Origin of the sequence: Draconibacterium sediminis (assembly GCF_000949475.1) — a bacterium.
Taxonomy (GTDB): Bacteria; Bacteroidota; Bacteroidia; order Bacteroidales; family Prolixibacteraceae; genus Draconibacterium; species Draconibacterium sediminis.
The window spans coordinates 721,245-739,455 of the sequence record NZ_JRHC01000001.1 but is presented as its reverse complement, the minus strand read 5'-3'; the positions used below and the strand labels follow the sequence as shown (position 1 = coordinate 739,455).

The window sequence follows — 18,211 nt, the reverse complement described above, 5'->3', positions numbered from 1 at the left end:
TATTTGCGATTTTAATGGCACAAGAATTGGCTATTACGAATCAAAATATCCAAAAAAAAACTAATGAGGAGGAAATAGTCATGAAAATGAATAGAAAAATACAAAATGCAATTAGCATTGGTTTAGTGGTAATAATAGTTATTGCTGCTTTGGTTGGCATTTCAACCTACACGCAAAAAACAACCGAAATTAACGAACTTCAAGTACAAAATGCCGGTATAAACCAGGAACTGCAGGAACGCGATTCGATGGTGAATGAGCTGGTAGGTGCTTTTGATGAAATTGAGCAAAACCTGAAATTTATTAAAGAAAAACGTCAGGTTTTATCAGTGGAGTCGCAAAAAGAGGGGAACTACGACCGAAAGCAAGCGATTGTTGAAGATATCGCCCTGATGAATGATATGCTGGAAAAAAGCAGCGAGCACATTGCAGAGCTGGAACGAAAACTAAAAAAATCCGGTATCGAGATCAGTTCATTCAAAAAGAAAATTGCGGCCCTAAATCAAAGTATTGAGGAACAAAATACACAAATTGTTGCACTTCAACAGCAAATTGAAGAGCGCGATGTTATGCTGGCCGATATGTCGCAAACCATTGACACAATGCAGGTCGTTCTTCAGGCAAAACAAGATACATTAATACAACAGCAACAGCTTATTGACGAAAAAATTTACCAGCTAAACAAAGGTTTTGTTGCCTACGGAACCTATAAAGAGCTGGAAGAACATAACGTTTTGACCAAAGGCGGTGGTTTTTTAGGATTGGGAAAACAGGTTAAACTGAAAAGAAACCTGGACGAGGACTATTTTACTGAACTGAATATTCAGGAAACCAAAAGTATCCCTTTGTTTTCGAACGAAGCAACAATCATTTCAGAACACCCGGATAGTTCATACTCTTTTGTTGAACAAGATGGAGTAATTGCTTATCTGAACATTGATAATCCGGATGAATTCTGGAAGATCTCGAAATATGCGGTAATAGAAATTAAATAATATAGGTTTGCTGAAAGCAGAAGCGTGGGCAACAGAGGTTGTTCCCTTCTGCTTTTGTTTTTAACGTGCAAAACTACCCACGCGGTATGCGAAAACAAATCACATTTATTAGAAAACATAAACGAAGAAGACATGAAGAAATTTGGATTAGCACTTACGACAATTGTATTGGGAATATTATTAATGGTAGCATGTAACGATAGTGAAACAATAAATTTTCCGGAAGGAAAAGGGAAAGTTAACGTGTATCTTACCGATGCGCCATTCCCAATTGAACTGGTGTCTCAAACCATTGTAACAATTGACAAAGTTGAAATCAGAAAACAGGAAAGCGATACTACTGAGTCATCGTTTATTCCAATTATGGTAGAACCTTTTGAGGTGGATCTGCTCACCCTTACAAACGGAATTACCGAACAACTGGCATCGGTTGAACTGGAGGCCGGAACTTACGACATGATACGTATGCATGTAGTTGATGCTGAAGTAATACTAACTGATGAAACTGTATTTGATTTGAAAATACCAAGCGGTTCAAGCAGTGGTTTAAAAATTAAAATCGAGCCGGCTTTAACAATTAACAGCGGCGAAACTTCAGACGTATTACTTGACTTTGATGTTAGCAAATCGTTTGTAGCCAAAGGCAACTGGAAAGGCGGAATGATTAATGGTTTTAATTTCAAACCGGTTGTTCGTTGTGTACTGCTCGACCGTGCCGGAAGAATTGAAGGAACTATTAGCGATACGTCGAATGTACTTTTACCTAACACTGCTGTTAATCTTTGGACAGAGGTGAACGACATTGAAGAAGACAGTTTAATTACCACTGCCTTTACCGATGAAATGGGTATGTATAAACTTATTGGAATACCTGAAGGAACGTATTATATGATTGCAGAGCAGGATAGTTTCCTGACCGATACGATATGGAATGTGGATGTATTAAAAGGACAATCAACCCAGATTGACTTTGTTTTAACCCCTGAGCCGTAAATGGTTGCAAGAGTGAGGATCAATCTGTAATCAATCAGTTTGGTTAAGCTTAGTGGTTTTCAAGTATGGGCTGTCCGTTAATTCGGGCAGCCTTTTTTCGTGTTTAAAGTAAAACCTCATGCGAAGTGATGCGCTTGCTTCAGAGCCCCATAGAAGCTGTCAATAGAAAGCCTTAAGAGGCTGAAGCGATCCTCCCTGATTACCCCGAAACCTGCACATCAAAACCGGCTTCACGCACGCGTTCGGCAATACCATTCAAATCTTCCAACGAAACTTTTTCAAGTGTTTCAATCGGGGTATCGCGGGCAATCGTATAAATCATTACCTGTAGGGGCTTTATTTTTTTTAGCAAATCAATCCATGCCGAAATCTCTTTTTCAGTGGTATTATCAATGGTTTTGCCTTTATAAGTTCCGCGCAAAAACATGGTTTGAATAATTACCTTCCCATTAAAAGCGATCAATTGTTCGATGGTATCCGAGAGCTTGAAATTCCCTTTTGGGCAATCGAGCAACTTTACGGTTTCTTCAAAAGCCGAATCCAGTTTCTGAATGTTGTCTTTTATTTTCAGCAAAGCCTCAAAAACCGATTTGCGGTGAATCATAGTTGCATTGGAAAGCACAGCAATACGGGCATCCGGAGTAAATTCATCCCGCAAAGCAATGGTATCGTCAATAATTCCGGCAAACTCGGGATGCAAAGTTGGTTCGCCATTTCCGGCAAAGGTAATTACATCGGGGAGTTCGTTGGCAGCAACCATTTCGTGCAGTTTCACTTCAAGGCGCATTTTCACGTCGGCACGCGACGGGAAAGAAACTTTTTCCTTGTATTCGCCGGGTGTAAAACCACACTCGCAGTAAATACAATCAAATGAACAAACTTTTGCTTCTGTAGGCAGCAAGTTTATACCCAGCGAAACACCCAAACGGCGGCTTTTTACCGGCCCAAATATTATTTTATCGAATAAAAATGTTGCCATAGAATAGATCTTTACAGTTTTTGAATTACTGAAAAGGTTTGATTTTTAAAGGAAAGTCAGGTATTGCCTGCTGAACAAAATCTCGTTTTTTACCAATTACTGGATCTCAAAGGTTGTTTCGCCAATTTCGTTTCCATCGGCAAACAGGTTAACTGTATAAGTTCCCGGCATCATTTCGGGTTCGTTGGTATTGTCCCAGAAAATAGCTACCGGTAAATCCTGTCCTTCGTAAACGACCTCGCGCATTGCCGAATATTGAATTTTTAAATCTTCAAACTGAAAAACATCGTTTTCCGATTTCACCATCAACAGCTGATCGGGGCGCATAATTCGCACATAAATCTGCTTTGGGCCGCGTTTGGCAGTAGCATTTTGCCCTAGCACAAAATAAATACGAACCTTGGCCGTACGTTTGGCAAATTTGGTCTCCTTGCTACGGGTATTTAAGGGCTCTGCAACTAACTGGCGCGTTTCAAGCATGGCAGCCCGTTTCAGGTTTTGTTGCAGGCGTTCTTTTTCCTGATTCAATTGTTGATTGGTTTGTTCAACCTCCCGGTATTGTTGTTTAACCTCACGGTTTTCGGCCATCAGCTCTTCGTTACGCCGGTTAAGCGAATCAATTTGCACCACAAAATCGCGCATAATTCCGCGCAAAGTGGTTACCTGCTTCTGGTAGTCCGAAATTTTCGAGAAGCTTACTTTTTTGGTCTGCTCCACCTCAATCAGCAAATCTTTTACCTTGTTTTGTGCCACAAACAACTGCTCGCTAATCGTATCGTTCTCGGTTTTTAACGAATCATAACTGGCAGCAATTTCGGTTAACTGATATTGAATGGAGTCTTTTTCAGCCTTGATTTCGGTCATCATCACTTTATGATCGCGTCGTTGCAAAAAGAACAACACCAACACAACTGCCAATACCACAGCAAGAACAACAACAATTATATTGTTCCTCATGTCTTTCGAATCTTTCTGCATCGCATCAATCTGGCTACTCATAAACTTTATTTTTTTTGTTCTGCCATCATTTAAAACGAAACAAAAATAATAATCTTTTACCCGGTGGCAAATCCCTTAAACAAATCCATGTTTTTTATTGAATTTTAAGAACTGGCGGAAAAACAAAATTTAAATACGCAAGTGCGAACACGATGGTAATTATTTTGTTTGAATAGACTAAACATTGATTATTATGAAATTTAAAATACTTACCCTTAGTCTTCTTTTGCTGTTTATTTCGCCATTTGTCTTTGCGCAGAAAGAACATTACGATGCTGTAATTATCGGGCATGTTGTTTCGAAAGGTCAGCACATTCCGTTCGTAAATATTTACCTTGAAGATACCAACTACGGAACAACAACCGATGTTACCGGCCACTATATGATGGTTGATCTTCCGATTGGTGAATTTACCATTGTTGCCAAGATGATCGGTTACAAGGAAAGCAAAAAGCAAGTGGTATTAAAAGCCGGCGAAACCGTTGAGGTTAAGTTCGATCTGGAAGAAGACGTCATTCACATGGACGAAGTGGTAATTACCGGCACAAAAACATTTAAACGCCAAACCGAAAGTGCTGTGATTGTTAATGTATTGGATGCCCAAACCATTGAAAAAGTAGCGGCACAAACCATTGCTGAATCACTGAGTTTTCAACCCGGATTGCGCATGGAAACCGACTGCCAAACCTGCAACTACACCCAGTTACGAATGAACGGCTTGGGCGGCGCCTACAGCCAGATATTAATTAATGGTCGCTCTGTTTTTAGTCCGCTTACCGGGCTTTACGGACTTGAGCAACTGCCCACCGAAATGGTTGAACGCATAGAAGTTGTTCGCGGAGGTGCCTCTGCTCTGTACGGGTCGAGCGCCATTGGCGGAACGGTAAATATCATTACCAAACTGCCGCAGCGAAATTCGTATGAAGTTACCTCAAACAATTCCATTATCGGCAACGATGCACTCGACTACAATGTAAGCGCTACATTAACCGCCTTATCGCAAAAACGTAATGCAGGAATGTCGATGTATGCTTTTCACCGCCAGCGTGATGCTTTTGATGCAAACGACGATAATTACTCTGAACTCCCGGAAATAAAAAATAATTCGTTTGGAATAAATTCCTTCTTCCAAATCGACGAAGACCAGAAGATTGAAGCCAATTTCTCGAGCACTTACGAGTACCGCTATGGTGGGGAAATGATTGACGGGCCGGCCTATCAGGCAAAACAATCGGAAGAACGAACGCATAATGTTTTAATGGGTGGAATTGATTACACTTACAACCCGACAATGCGCACCAGTTTTGTTCTTTACTCTGCCGGCCAATACACACAACGCGACCATTTTACCGGAATTGCACCCGATGGTGGCCAGGAATTACAAGACTACAACAATGCGCCACCTTACGGCGATTCAAAAAACTCAACCGTTCAGTTTGGTGCTCAGCTAAACCATGCCATAAACGATTTTGTAGGTGCCGGAACGAACATACTTACTGTTGGGACCGAGTTTATTTACGACGATGTTTTTGATGAAATTACGGCTTACGATTATTTGATCGATCAGCAAACCAAAAACTTTGGTGCCTTTATTCAAAGCGACTGGTCGATTACCCAAAAAACAACGCTCTTGGCCGGAGTTCGTGCCGACAAACACAATTTTGTTGATAAGCTGGTATTGAACCCGCGGGTTTCGTTGCTTTTAAAACCCGATTCGTACACCCAGTTACGCCTGTCGTGGTCGACCGGATTTCGTGCGCCACAGGCCTTTGATGCCGATATGCACATTGCTTTTGCAGGCGGTGGAATTCAAACCATCGAACTGGCCGACGATCTGGAAGAAGAACGTTCGCAAAGTTTAAGTGCGTCGCTAAACTGGGATAAACCCACCGAAAAACACATTATTGGATTTACGCTGGAAGGTTTTTACACCCAATTAAAAGATGCTTTTGTTTTGGAAGAAGTGGGTACCGATAACGCCGGAAATTCATTGATGGAAAAACGAAACGGCGGAAATAGCCAGGTTTACGGAGCAACTTTTGAAGCACGCGCCAATTTCGACCGCAAATTGCAAATTGAAGGAGGAATAACGGTACAACGCAGCGAATATGGCGATGCCGTTAGCTGGTCGGAAGAATTGCGGGGGGAGAAAAAGTATTTGCGTACTCCCGAAACTTACGGCTACTACACCCTTACCTGGACGCCGACGAACCGGTTCAGCGCATCGCTGTCAGGAGTGTACACCGGAACTATGCTGGTTCCTCATTACGGGTTGCCCGGCGATGCGGGAACAATTGACCAGGACGTACTTTTTGATTCGCCATCGTTTATGGAAACCAATGTAAAAGTGGGTTATACTTTCGGGTTAAAACGAATCGATTCATCAATTGAGATATTTGGCGGCGTAAGTAACCTGTTCGATAATTACCAGGATGATTTCGACAAAGGTAAAAACCGCGACAGTGGTTATGTTTATGGCCCCGCAAAACCGCGATCGGTTTTCTTTGGTATTAAACTGTTTAACTAAAAAGCATAAGAAAGCTGCCCGGCACATTCGCCAGGCAGCCATAAAGCATGTATTTAAAAGTCTAAATCAGGTTAATACAAGCTCCCGATCTTTATCCCAAAATAAATAGTTCTTGGAGATAGTGGTCCATACACATACGAAGGATCACGATCGATGCCTGTATCAAAATCTTCCTGATAACTGTTAAAGATATTTTTCACACCTCCGCTCAGCTCCACTTTCATATAATCCGACAAGCGGAAATGGTAACAGAGTTTTATTCCTGTGTCGAAGAAAGAATCGCTTTCGCGAAGCTCGCCAACTTCAGGATTTGCTAGTTCCGGACCAAAATACGGCACCAGCATTTTTCCCGTGTAATTTCCGGTAAGAGCAATATCAAAAACAGGTGTCGGGCTAATATTTGCACTCAGATAACCGTATGTATTTGGCGTTCTGAAAAAGCGTTTTTCGCCAAATTCCTGTTCGGCCTCAAATTCACTTTTCTGAATGGTAAACCCGGACTGCAACTGGAATTTCTGCGATGGCGAGGCGTTCAATTCAATATTAATTCCCTGCACGCGAGCTCCGTCTTCGGCATTTACACGGGTGTAAATAACGGTTCCGTTTTCGTCGGGCGTACCGTATTCGTTGGCAAACGGATCAACCAATTGGGTGTAAAATCCTTCTACCAACAGCTGGTATTGCCAATCGCCAAACTCGTTTGAATAATCAATCGATGCCGTAAAACTATTTGACGATTCCTGTTTCAGATCCGGATCATTCTCGTGAAGCACTTTTCTCGATCCCGAAGTTTCAATATGAAGGTCCTCATCAAAAATCTGCGGCGCACGGAAACCACGGCCAAAACTACTTCTGAACTGCAAATGTTCAGCAATATTATACAACAAACTCACCCGCGGACTTATTACGTTGCCATTTACATCGTCGCTGTGTTCTATTTTTTCTTCAATTTTGTAATGATCGTAGCGCAAACCGGCACTAAATACTACTTTTTCGGTTTTCCACTCCGACTGCACAAACGCACCGTAATTGGTCATTCCCTGGTCAGCAATCTGGGTATTTCCGTAATGCACATCTTCCGCAGCATCGTAGTAGCCCAATTTTTCATCTTTCAACGAACTACCGCTTGTTTCTATTCCGGAAGTAATTGTTGCCGGAGAAAACAACAGGTAGCCAATACTTCGAATGTATTGCAAACCCGCAGCATAAGTTAAATCTTCGGTGTGCCCGTACGCCGACGGATCTTGCTCGGCGCCGTAATACGAACCGCGGTCAACCCCCTGCATCGATACAAAAGCAGAAAACTTATCGTTATCACGAAGCAGCTGGTCAAAATTTAAAGCGCCAGAATTAATCTGATGCTGCACACTTTCCGAAATATCAGACTCATGTAACGGAAGCTCGTATTTATTTCCACCACGGCGGTCTTCGTTTATATTAAAATAATCGACGGTAATTTTTCCGCGGTTTGCCACACGCTGGTAAAAACGTGCCCCGATTGTTGTATTGTTGATACTTGCCAATTCCGAAAATCCATCTCTGTTGGCATCAAAAGGATCGCGTTTCCGGTGAAATCCAAAAATGCTCATTCCTGTTTTATAATCGTCGGTTACAAACGAACCGTTAATGTTAATGTTGTAATCGCTGACTGCATCGTAGTCGCTTCCGGCGCCCACAAAACTATTGTTTACAGAGGTTTCGAAACTGTTTGTTACCGGATCTTTTGTGATTAGGTTTATGGTTCCGGCAATGGCGTTACTTCCGTACATCGATGAACCGCCTCCACGAATTACCTCCACCCGTTCGATCATGTTGGCGGGAATCAACTCCAGTCCATAAACACCGGCCAGTCCGCTAAACACCGGGCGCGAGTTTATAAGGATTTGCGAATACGGTCCTTCCAATCCGTTCATACGTACCTGTGAAAAACCACAGTTCTGGCAGTTGTTCTCCATTCGCAATCCGGGCGAAAAATTCAGTCCTTCGCTTAGGGTAACACTTTGCACACGGTCGAATAATTTTGGATTGATACTGTTTACAATGGTTGGCGTTTCTTTGCGGCTTTTGGCATTTCTGTCGGCCGAAACCACCACCTGTTCAATACCAATATTATCCGGTTCCAGCTCGGCCAAAATTGTAATACTTTTTTTGGCTTCCATTTTCACTTCTTTTTCCAGCGTTTGGTAGCCAATGGCCGAAATTACTACCACCTGTTTACCAAGCGGTAAATGGCTCATTTTAAAATGCCCGGTGGCATCTGCTGCAGTACCAATGGTAGTTCCTTTAATGGTTACAGTTGCAAATGGAATATGTTCTTCGCCCGATTTTACATCGCCAAAAAGCATGGCATCGGTTTTATTTTTATCGTTGTCCTCTGGCTCTTCTGCCCAGGCCATTTGACACGAAAAGAATAGCAATAAAATTGCATATATGGGTTTCATAATATTTGTAATATGTTGTTTTCAAACTACTAAATCTGATTTTTTTGAAAAGCGATAAAACATCGCCCCAGTCATCGGCAAAACACGGATCAAATGGAATACAATCCACTTAAACACAGATGACCAGATAGTTGCACATTTTGCAACGCTAATAAGTATTTGAAAACTATGCGGGAGGCCCCCGGGGAATGCTGAGTAACAAAACAGGAATCGAAACTTCCTGCTCATTGTAAACAATGTAATCGATATGATCAACGGGCACTTCAAAATTGAAAGCGGTTAGCCCCGGAGTTTCATAAAAATCAGAATGCAGCGAGGAATAAAGATTAATCTCACGCTGCGAATGGTTGTGATTGTTTCCTGAACCATCCGAATCGGATGTTGGATGCGAATGCGCAACTACAATACCGTTGGCATAAACATGTGTATGTTTATTTTGTATTGAAGTTTGAACGATGTACAAATACACCGGAAGAATCAGTACAAACAGTAAATTTGTATGTTTTCTTATTAATTTCACGTAATCGATTAGGGTGGCTAAATTAAGAACCTTTCTAAATAAAAAACATAACAATTGCTATTTTTGCATTTTATTTAACAATGGCAAAACGCAGACCAACATTTAAGCTATACAGTTACGGCGAGTACTCGAAATGGGACCGGGAAAGTAAGGACATTCCTAAAATACTGGATTTTACCACCGAAATTAATGCAGAAATAGGAACTGAATTTGGCTATGTGTTGCACATAAAAAATGGGAAAGGCGAAAAAGTTGATTTTCAGATCGATCATCCGCCGTTTACCGATGATGAAGGGAATTTGCGTCCTCCGTTTACCGGCGAACAGTTTATTCGCACCAACGATTATGAGTTTTATCTTGGAGATTGTATTTGGGAACCATTGGAAGACAAGCTGGGAAAATGGGAGCTAACCACCTGGTATAAAGGCAAAGTGGTTGCTCACAAAATTTTCACGTTAATGTAACTACTTGGCTACTTTTTTCACTTCGGCCGACAATCTTTCCAAAGCGGCATCGGCAGCAGACAGCATATCCTGAACGACCTCTTTGTAATATTGCTTCACCAGTTTTGGATTATCTTTTCCATCAGGATGAGTAGCACGCAAACGCAACTCGCGATGACTTTTTACAATATCGCCAGCAATTTCGTATACCGCTTTTTCGTCTACTTCATTGTTATATTCCATCACGTAAAAACAATCGCTTAAAGCCATCGACATAATCAAATCAATGTCTTTTTTAAGGTCTCTTACACTTGCCATAATTTTATTAATAAAGTTTATTAAAGGTAGATATTTTAACCGAAAATGCAGCTACCCGGCCTATCTCCGCTGAAAACCACCAGCGCCACTACCAGTGTCACCCGGTCGGAACATACTGTTATTTCGTTGCTCTTCCTCTTCTTTTCGTTGTTTCTCCAGTGCTTCTTCACGCTTCCGTTCTTCTTCTTCCTTATCGCGGATATTTTTACTGAAAAGCGGATCGGGCGTTAAATCCCAGCTGTGGCTTTCGCTCCAGTTCGAGCGCAGTTTAATCACTTCCTGCACATACGCCACGCGTTCGGGTTGCACTTTGTCCTGAAAACTGCCGGCATCCCATTTGCCGTTTCCATTGGCATCGTAAATTACTTTTACCTTGTACTTTTCGGGCGCAAGGTATTCGAACAACACGGTGCCATCTTCGGTAAAGGATTTCTGGCGCAACACCTCTTCTTCATCGTTATTTTTCAGAACCTGAACAACCATTGGCATTGTTACATTCGAGAAATCAAATTCCAGGCTACCGTAATAATCTTCTTCGCGTGTTTTAAAACCTTTCGAAAAGGCCTTGCTGCTAATTCCAAAAATATTTACGCATGCTGCCGAGTCAATCACAAAGCTGTATTCAGTTTGTGGTTCCCAATCGTAACTAATTGAGTAACTCCGGTATTTTGTAGAGTCTTCTTGTACATTTATCGGGAGGGCATTTTTCAAGGTATCAGCAGTAAGATACATCTTCAGCATCGAAGTGTTAAAACTCTGAACAGGCTCGGGCGATACAAAGCGAATCAGTCCATTCAACTCCATGGTTGACGGAATATCGGTTTGCCAGGTAAACTGCGGTATGGGTTCCGGCTTCTCTTCCTCTTCTTCCTCTTCCTTTCCCCGTCTGCGGCTTTTCTTTTCCTCCTCCACCTTTGGGTCGGCATAATGCATTAATATCGTATCGTTTTGCACGTATGGCATGCCTGCTGAATCCAGCTGCGTATAGCATAACTCCATATAAAGCGAGTCGTATCTCGAAACCATTGTGTCGGTAATCCACATCAGTATCGAGTCCTTATTCTGCCCGTATTCAAAAAGCTGCCAATCGCTTGCATCGTGGTCGATCAAATTTACCGAGAAGGTATCGGCAATCGATTCATTAAACTCAAAAAAACATTTATTGCGGCTTTGGCGTACGGTCGATTCAACATACTGTTCAAATATATCTTCCATCACAAAGCGCATATAAAACGGCTCGGGAGAAAAATGTGTATGCCCTAAAACCAACATCGAGTCAACGCCACTAACCATCGTATCGGCTTCTGCATGAAAATGGGCTTCAGGTATGACCAATGTATCCAGAAAAGCAATTTCCTCTGCACCTTCGTTATACATCAGATCGTTGTTCATGTCGTTAATAGCAAACAAATTATAGGTTCCTTCTGCAATATTATCGATCATAAACAAACCTTCCTCATCGGTTTTTGCAATGTAATCGGGGCGTACCCGAAACACAGCCGAATCGTGCAGATTTGAATGCAATACCAACAGCGAACCGTCTTCATTTGGCTCAAGATTAAAGGCGTTTATAACGCGCCCAGCCACACGCAACGAGTCGTATTCGGGCCCGGTGCTAAACGAAAAACGCAGGTTTTTAAGTGGATTTTGCTCGTTATTATCCACAATCGAATTTTTAAAATCAATCGAATACGTTACGCTGTCTTTTAAATCCTCATTGAACTCAATAATCAGGGTTTTCGATTTGGTTTTAATTAACGGACGTTTTTCAAGCGGAGGCGAAATGACCAGTTGTTCTGATATTTTATCCGTTTGCAAATATTCGTTGAACGTAAACCGGATATTGTCTTTATCAAAGTTCAATGCGCGGTACTCCGGGCTGGTTTCAAGCAAAACCGGTGGCACCGAGTCGCGCGGTCCTCCCGCGGGCATACCCATATTGGCACACGATGAAATAATAACAACCCAGGCCAGCATTGCAATAATAAAAAACGGTAGTTTCCCCTTTAACTTCATAGGCTTAAAATGTCTGTTTTCAAGGCGTTCGAAGGCAAAATACCGAACCCTTAAAATGGTTTACAAACATACAAATTCCTGTAAATATAGGAGGTGCCGAGTTGTTAAATATTCCGAAATAAACTTATAGTTACCTGAGTTCGATCTGATATTGTTCGCAACTTCCGCACTTATTATTAAAACATGAATAATAATTATTTTAACTTGCTTGTGATAATTAAAACAAAATGGGAAGAAAGAAAAAGAACAAGCTGCACAAAAAGAAACGCGGCGGCACGTACAACAAAAAGAAGCTAAAAAACGCCATACTTTCAACACTTTACGAAAACCCCGGAAAGACAGTTAATTACCGCCAGATTTCAGGATCGCTGAGCATAAAAGACCCCGAGACGCGCAAATTGATTAACGTTGCACTTCAGGAACTGGCCGACGATGGTTACGTTGATCAGATATCGCGGGGAAAATTTAAACCGAAAGCACGTACCGGAAAAGTTACAGGTATTATTGAAATGCAACCACAGGGTTTTGCCTACGTTATCAGCGACGAGCTGGAGCAACCGGCTGTTATATCATCGCGTAACCTCAACCATGCCATGGAAGGCGACAAAGTACGAATCCATGTTTATGCGCGGCGCAAGAAACACGATTTGGAAGGCGAAGTTACCGAGATTCTGGAGCGGGCAAAAACAATATTTGTAGGAACAGTACAAACCACCAAAAACTTTGCGTTTTTGATTCCTTCTGGAAAAGTTGGTTTCGATATTTTTATTCCGAAAGAAAAACTAAACGGCGCAAAAGATGGGCAAAAAGCCATTGCCGAAATTAAAGACTGGCCACAAAATGCGCGCAGTCCGTTTGGCGAAATTATTGAAGTACTGGGCGACACCGGCGATAACGATGCCGAAATGCACGCCATTCTGGCTGAGTTTGAATTGCCACACAAATTCCCCCAAAATGTAGATAAGGCTGCCGAAAAAATTCCGCTGGAAATTCCGAAAGAAGAGATTAAAAAGCGGCGCGATATGCGCAAAACCACCACATTCACCATCGACCCGGCAGATGCAAAAGATTTTGATGATGCCCTGTCGTTAAAGAAACTTGACAACGGAAACTGGGAAGTTGGTGTGCACATTGCCGATGTTACACATTACGTGCGGCCAAATACCATCATTGAAAACGAGGCGCAAGACCGCGCCACCTCTGTTTACCTGGTCGACCGCGTGGTACCGATGCTTCCCGAGCGCTTATCGAACGGAGTTTGTTCGCTTCGACCCAACGAGGATAAATTGTGTTTTTCGGCCGTTTTTGAAATTACCAAAGATGCAAAAGTGAAAAAACAGTGGTTTGGAAAAACAGTCATCCATTCGGACCGAAGATTTACCTACGAAGAAGCCCAGGAAATTATCGAAACCGGAGAGGGCGATTTTTCTGAGGAGATGCTAAAACTCAATGAACTGGCGATAAAATTGCGCGACGAGCGTTTCGATACAGGTTCGATTGCTTTTGAGCGCGTAGAAATGAAGTTTGAAATTGACGAGAAAGGAAAACCAATATCAGTGTCGTTTAAAGAATCGAAAGAATCGAATCACCTGATTGAGGAGTTTATGCTACTGGCCAACAAAAAAGTGGCCGAGTTTATTGGCAAAGTTCCGGAAAAGAAAACGCCGAAAACCTTTGTTTACCGTATTCACGACAAACCCGACCCCGACAAACTTTCGTCGTTCAACACGTTTATAAAGCGCTTCGGGCACGGCATTCAACTGTCAACGCCGCGGGCCATTTCAACATCGCTAAACAAATTGCTTACCGAAGTAAAAGGTAAAAGCGAACAGAATGTGGTTGAAACCCTGGCCATCCGCACCATGGCAAAAGCAGCCTATTCAACCCGGAACATAGGGCACTACGGACTATCGTTTGATTATTACACGCACTTTACCTCGCCAATCAGGCGCTATCCCGATATGATGGTACACCGCCTGCTGGAAAAATATTTAGACGGAGCACGTTCGGTTAACGAGCAAAAATATGAGGGGCTTTGCAAACACTCGTCCGACATGGAGGCCAAAGCTGCCAATGCCGAGCGGGCATCGATAAAGTACAAGCAGGTGGAGTTTATGCAGGATCATATCGGCAAAACTTATCCGGGTACGATTTCGGGTGTAACCGATTGGGGAATTTATGTGGAGCTGGAAAACAAAATTGAAGGCATGATTCCGATTGCGCAAATGGATGATGATTTTTATATTTTCGATGAAAAAAATTATGCGCTGGTGGGACGTCATTCACGTAAGAGTTTTCAGTTGGGCGAAAAAATAAATGTACGTGTTTGGCGCACCAATCTTGAAAGGAAGCAACTCGACTTCAGACTGGCTGAACAAGATAAAGAGTAGCTATTCGAATATTAGCAAAATAGATTTCAACCAGTTACAGGGCATTCAATCAGCAAAAGTAAATGTCGTCTGTCAGAGTAAAATGTTCTAAAAAATAATAACGGCTAAAATAAATAGTTATATTTGGCCAAGTTTTAACATAGACAAAACGTTTCAATTCATGCAAAATTCAGCGGATACTGCGAATAAGAAGGATGTAAACAGGGAAAATATCCTAAAGATTGCCCGTGAAATTTTCAGCAAATACGGCTACAAGAAAACCACACTCGACGACATTGCCAATGCTGTTCGTAAAGGGAAAAGCTCGCTTTACTACTATTTTAAAAGCAAAGAAGACCTTTTTCAGGCTGTTATTATGAAAGAGGTTGATATTTTGGCGCACGAACTTGAGATTGTGATAAACAGAAACACCGATCCGGTGGACAAATTGCGCGATTACATTTTAACCAAAATGGCTACTTTCCGTAATTTGGCGAATTTTTATCATGCCATTGAAAACGATGTTACTGCCGTTGGATTTATCGATGAGGTAAAACTTAAATACGAGCAGGACGAGATCAGAATGATTAAACGAATACTTATTGAAGGTGTTCGTAAAAATGAATTTGAGATTTACGATTTTAACCTGGCCGCAATTGGTATTACCACTGCTATTAAAGGACTTGAAATGCCGCTTGCCGCAGGAAATTACAGCGATGTAAATCTGGAACGAAGCGTTGATATTATTCTGAAGATTATGTGCTATGGAATAATGAAAAGGTAGTTCTCAATCAAAAAAAACAACTATACAAAGGCTGTTGGAGTAATCCGGCAGCCTTTTTATTTGAATATTGGAACGCAGATAACACAGATCAACAGGATTTTCACTGATTAATCGGAAATCCTGGATAACACTGATTGATTTAATTTATACGGATTAAGTTTAGTGGTTTTAAAAATTTATAAAAAAGAAAAGGCTGCCCTTCTGACAGCCTTTTTAACCTAAACCAACTAAACCTAATAAACCACAAACTTGTCAGAACGACAAGCCCGTTGTTTGTCTTAAATATCGTTTACTTTTTTACTTCGTATATCTGGCACAAAGATATCAATTTTTTTTAGTTGAAAGACTCACACAGTAAATTCTGCCTTTTTCGTTTCCCACAAGATAACATTCTCTTATTTTTGTGTTCAACAAAGTCCATTTTATGAAACGAGCATCTAAATCCAACACTCCGAAATTAATCATAGAGGTGCGGGTACATACGATGCCTTCAAACAATAAATTTTAATCGTATGAAAAAGCTATTAGTTCTTCTTTCTGCTTGCCTATTCCTTTCTGTCATTGCCCGGACGCAACCCAAATACGAGTTCAGAGCCGTTTGGGTAGCCACCGTTGTTAACATCGACTGGCCCTCGAAACCGGGGCTAAGCACTGATGTCCAGAAACGCGAAATCATCGATATTTTAAATTTACATAAAAGTTTAGGCATGAATGCCATTATTTTGCAGGTTCGACCTGCTGCCGATGCTTTTTATCAATCAGATCTGGAGCCATGGTCGCGTTACCTCACAGGCGTTCAGGGGCAGGCACCACTGCCTTTTTACGATCCGCTGAAGTTTTGGATTGAAGAATGCCACAAACGCGGAATGGAACTTCATGCCTGGCTCAATCCCTACCGGGTAGCACAAAATCTTGATGATCCGCTTTCAATCGATCATATTGCATTTCGTCACCCCGATTGGATTTTAAAATACGGCAACCGTTTGTATTTCGACCCGGGATTGCCGCAAGCCCGCGAGTTTGTAACCGATGTAGTGCAGGACATTGTGAAACGTTATGATGTGGATGCCATTCATTTCGATGATTATTTTTATCCTTACCCCTTAAAAGAAGAATTCCCGGATACAACATCTTTCAAATACTACAACCGTGGATTTACTGCTGAGAACAAAGCCGACTGGCGCCGCGAAAATGTTGATATTACCATTAAAAAGCTGAACGACTCGATTAAAGCCACCAAACCCTGGGTTAAATTTGGTATCAGTCCGTTTGGTGTGTGGCGAAATAAAACCGACGACCCTATAGGTTCCGACACAAAAGCCGGAACAACAAATTACGACCACTTGTATGCCAACATTATAAAGTGGCAGGAAGAAGGTTGGATCGATTATACACTGCCGCAATTATACTGGCAAATCGGTCATCCTACTGTTGACTTTCAGCTGCTGGCCAATTGGTGGAAAGATCATGCCTATGGCCGCGCAATGTATATCGGGCAGGCACCTTATAAAGTTAGCAGCACTTCGCAAACTAAAGAATGGACGGAACCTGACCAGCTTATAAAACAAATACGGATACTGCGTTCGATACCTGAGATTCAGGGCTCATCGTTTTATAGCAGCAAGTGGTTTAATGGTGATTTATTGGGATTGCAGGACAGTTTAAAGCTGGACTATTACAAATCTCCGGCTATCGTTCCGCCAATGCCATGGCTTGACAACAAGGCACCACAGCCGCTGGTAAAAATAAACAAGCGGGGCAGAAAAATTAAATGGACACCTGCCGAAACGCAAAACGAAATGGACAAAGCCTGGAGTTATGTGCTCTACCTGAATGAAGAAGGACAAAAGTTCGATCCGGATAACTGCAAATATATTTACAGGATCACGAAAGATCAGGAAATTAAGTTTGACCGAATAAACCGGAAAAAGAAAAAATACGAACTGCGTATTTCGGTGCTCGACCGTTTAAGCAATGAAAGCAGGCTGAGTGCCCCGATAAAAGTCAAGCTCTGAATATAAGTTCGGGGTAAATAAATTCTTCGATTGCTTCGGGCGAATTACCAACGGCTTCTTTTCCGCGTAATCGCCTTACGGTGTGCGCCTTCAAAAGGCCATCGGTGGCAGGTTGAATCATCGCCTTTGCCTCGGCGGCTGTGCCATTCAGCCATTTATCGGCCTCCTCTTCATTGAGGATCAATGGCATCCGGGCTTCGTTAAGTTTCGGGTTATTATGAATTTTTTTCATCAATGCATTGGCTTTGGTGGTAACAATCGTAAACGAGTTCACCACTTCACCGGTAGCTTTGTTGGTCCATTCGTCCCACAAGCCACCCAAAACGATTGGCTCTCCATCCTCCCGCTGAATATAAAAAGGATAAGTTTTGCCACCAAAATGGTGATGCTCGAAAAACCCGTCGATATAAACCAGACAGCGTTTTGATTTGGCTGAGGTTCGGAAGGAAGGTTTTTCAAAAATACTTTCACCGCGAGCATTTATCGTTTTATTCCAGATATCAAGTTGTTGCTGTTCGTTTTTTACCCAAAACGGAATAAGCCCCCAGCTGGCAATGGCCGGTAATTCAAAATTCTCACTGGTATAAATCAGCATTTTGGGATGCTGAAAACCCGAAACATGAAAAAACTCCTCTTCCAGAAAAGGACGAAACTGTTCAATCAGCATTTGTATGGCCTCTTCGTTGCCATAATGCCGTGCCCGTTTTAACGCTGCTTCAACCTTGGTTTTTATGTCGTAACACATAATCTTAAAAACATTATTGAGCTCAGAATAGTTCTTCTAAAATTATAAAAAACTACCGAAAACAGCC

At 41.9% G+C, this 18,211-nt stretch carries 14 protein-coding genes; 7 read left to right on the top strand and 7 right to left on the bottom strand.

The window, feature by feature from the left end; genetic code table 11:
- Positions 1-86 precede the first annotated feature (86 nt).
- Together LH29_RS02980 and LH29_RS02975 are read left to right on the top strand one after the other, a co-directional pair.
- Positions 87-995 carry a Cbp1 family collagen-binding glycoprotein adhesin gene (locus LH29_RS02980; RefSeq protein ID WP_157493544.1) on the top strand — a complete coding sequence of 303 codons (909 nt, stop codon included), beginning with the start codon at positions 87-89 and terminating at the stop codon, positions 993-995.
- 132 nt (positions 996-1,127) lie between these two features.
- A complete protein-coding gene (locus LH29_RS02975; protein WP_052670564.1) occupies positions 1,128-1,988 on the top strand; it encodes a DUF4382 domain-containing protein in 861 nt (286 codons plus the stop codon).
- A gap of 199 nt (positions 1,989-2,187) precedes the next feature.
- On the opposite strand, the gene LH29_RS02970 is transcribed toward LH29_RS02975, so the two are convergent.
- Together LH29_RS02970 and LH29_RS02965 are read right to left on the bottom strand one after the other, a co-directional pair.
- Entirely contained in the window at positions 2,188-2,967 is a 780-nt protein-coding gene (locus tag LH29_RS02970) for a radical SAM protein (RefSeq protein WP_045026044.1), read from the bottom strand.
- Between the two features lie 96 nt (positions 2,968-3,063).
- Positions 3,064-3,966, bottom strand: a complete 903-nt coding sequence (locus LH29_RS02965) for a hypothetical protein (protein WP_045026043.1) — start codon at positions 3,964-3,966, stop codon at positions 3,064-3,066.
- Positions 3,967-4,159: 193 nt separating this feature from the next.
- Between LH29_RS02965 and LH29_RS02960 the strand changes: the two genes are divergently transcribed.
- Entirely contained in the window at positions 4,160-6,493 is a 2,334-nt protein-coding gene (locus LH29_RS02960) for a TonB-dependent receptor (RefSeq protein ID WP_052670563.1), read from the top strand.
- 71 nt (positions 6,494-6,564) lie between these two features.
- Here LH29_RS02960 and LH29_RS02955 read toward each other — a convergent pair whose 3' ends face one another.
- Together LH29_RS02955 and LH29_RS02950 are read right to left on the bottom strand one after the other, a co-directional pair.
- Positions 6,565-8,934, bottom strand: a complete 2,370-nt coding sequence (locus tag LH29_RS02955) for a TonB-dependent receptor (protein WP_045026042.1) — start codon at positions 8,932-8,934, stop codon at positions 6,565-6,567.
- Between the two features lie 166 nt (positions 8,935-9,100).
- The gene (locus tag LH29_RS02950; RefSeq protein ID WP_045026041.1) at positions 9,101-9,454 is read right to left on the bottom strand and encodes a hypothetical protein; all 354 of its coding nucleotides are present in this window, start codon (positions 9,452-9,454) and stop codon (positions 9,101-9,103) included.
- A gap of 80 nt (positions 9,455-9,534) precedes the next feature.
- Between LH29_RS02950 and LH29_RS02945 the strand changes: the two genes are divergently transcribed.
- Positions 9,535-9,918 carry a DUF3859 domain-containing protein gene (locus LH29_RS02945; RefSeq protein WP_045026040.1) on the top strand — a complete coding sequence of 128 codons (384 nt, stop codon included), beginning with the start codon at positions 9,535-9,537 and terminating at the stop codon, positions 9,916-9,918.
- Here LH29_RS02945 and LH29_RS02940 read toward each other — a convergent pair whose 3' ends face one another.
- Positions 9,919-10,215 (bottom strand): hypothetical protein, encoded by a 297-nt coding sequence (locus tag LH29_RS02940; RefSeq protein ID WP_045026039.1) that lies wholly within the window; start codon positions 10,213-10,215, stop codon positions 9,919-9,921.
- A gap of 60 nt (positions 10,216-10,275) precedes the next feature.
- Complete coding sequence (locus LH29_RS02935) at positions 10,276-12,231, bottom strand: Ig-like domain-containing domain (RefSeq protein WP_045026038.1); 1,956 nt, start codon at positions 12,229-12,231, stop codon at positions 10,276-10,278.
- A 227-nt stretch (positions 12,232-12,458) separates the two neighbouring features.
- On the opposite strand from LH29_RS02935, the gene rnr reads away from it, so the two are divergent.
- The 3 genes from rnr (at position 12,459) to LH29_RS02920 (ending at position 17,399) form a co-directional block, all read left to right on the top strand.
- Complete coding sequence (rnr, locus tag LH29_RS02930) at positions 12,459-14,621, top strand: ribonuclease R (protein ID WP_045026037.1); 2,163 nt, start codon at positions 12,459-12,461, stop codon at positions 14,619-14,621.
- A 160-nt stretch (positions 14,622-14,781) separates the two neighbouring features.
- A complete protein-coding gene (locus LH29_RS02925; protein ID WP_045026036.1) occupies positions 14,782-15,384 on the top strand; it encodes a TetR/AcrR family transcriptional regulator in 603 nt (200 codons plus the stop codon).
- A 512-nt stretch (positions 15,385-15,896) separates the two neighbouring features.
- Positions 15,897-17,399: a glycoside hydrolase family 10 protein gene (locus tag LH29_RS02920; protein ID WP_045026035.1), complete on the top strand. Its 1,503-nt coding sequence runs from the start codon at positions 15,897-15,899 to the stop codon at positions 17,397-17,399.
- Here LH29_RS02920 and LH29_RS02915 read toward each other — a convergent pair.
- Complete coding sequence (locus LH29_RS02915) at positions 17,389-18,144, bottom strand: SOS response-associated peptidase (RefSeq protein WP_045026034.1); 756 nt, start codon at positions 18,142-18,144, stop codon at positions 17,389-17,391. The two genes, LH29_RS02920 and LH29_RS02915, sit on opposite strands and share 11 nt — an antisense overlap.
- Between the last annotated feature and the right edge of the window lie 67 nt (positions 18,145-18,211).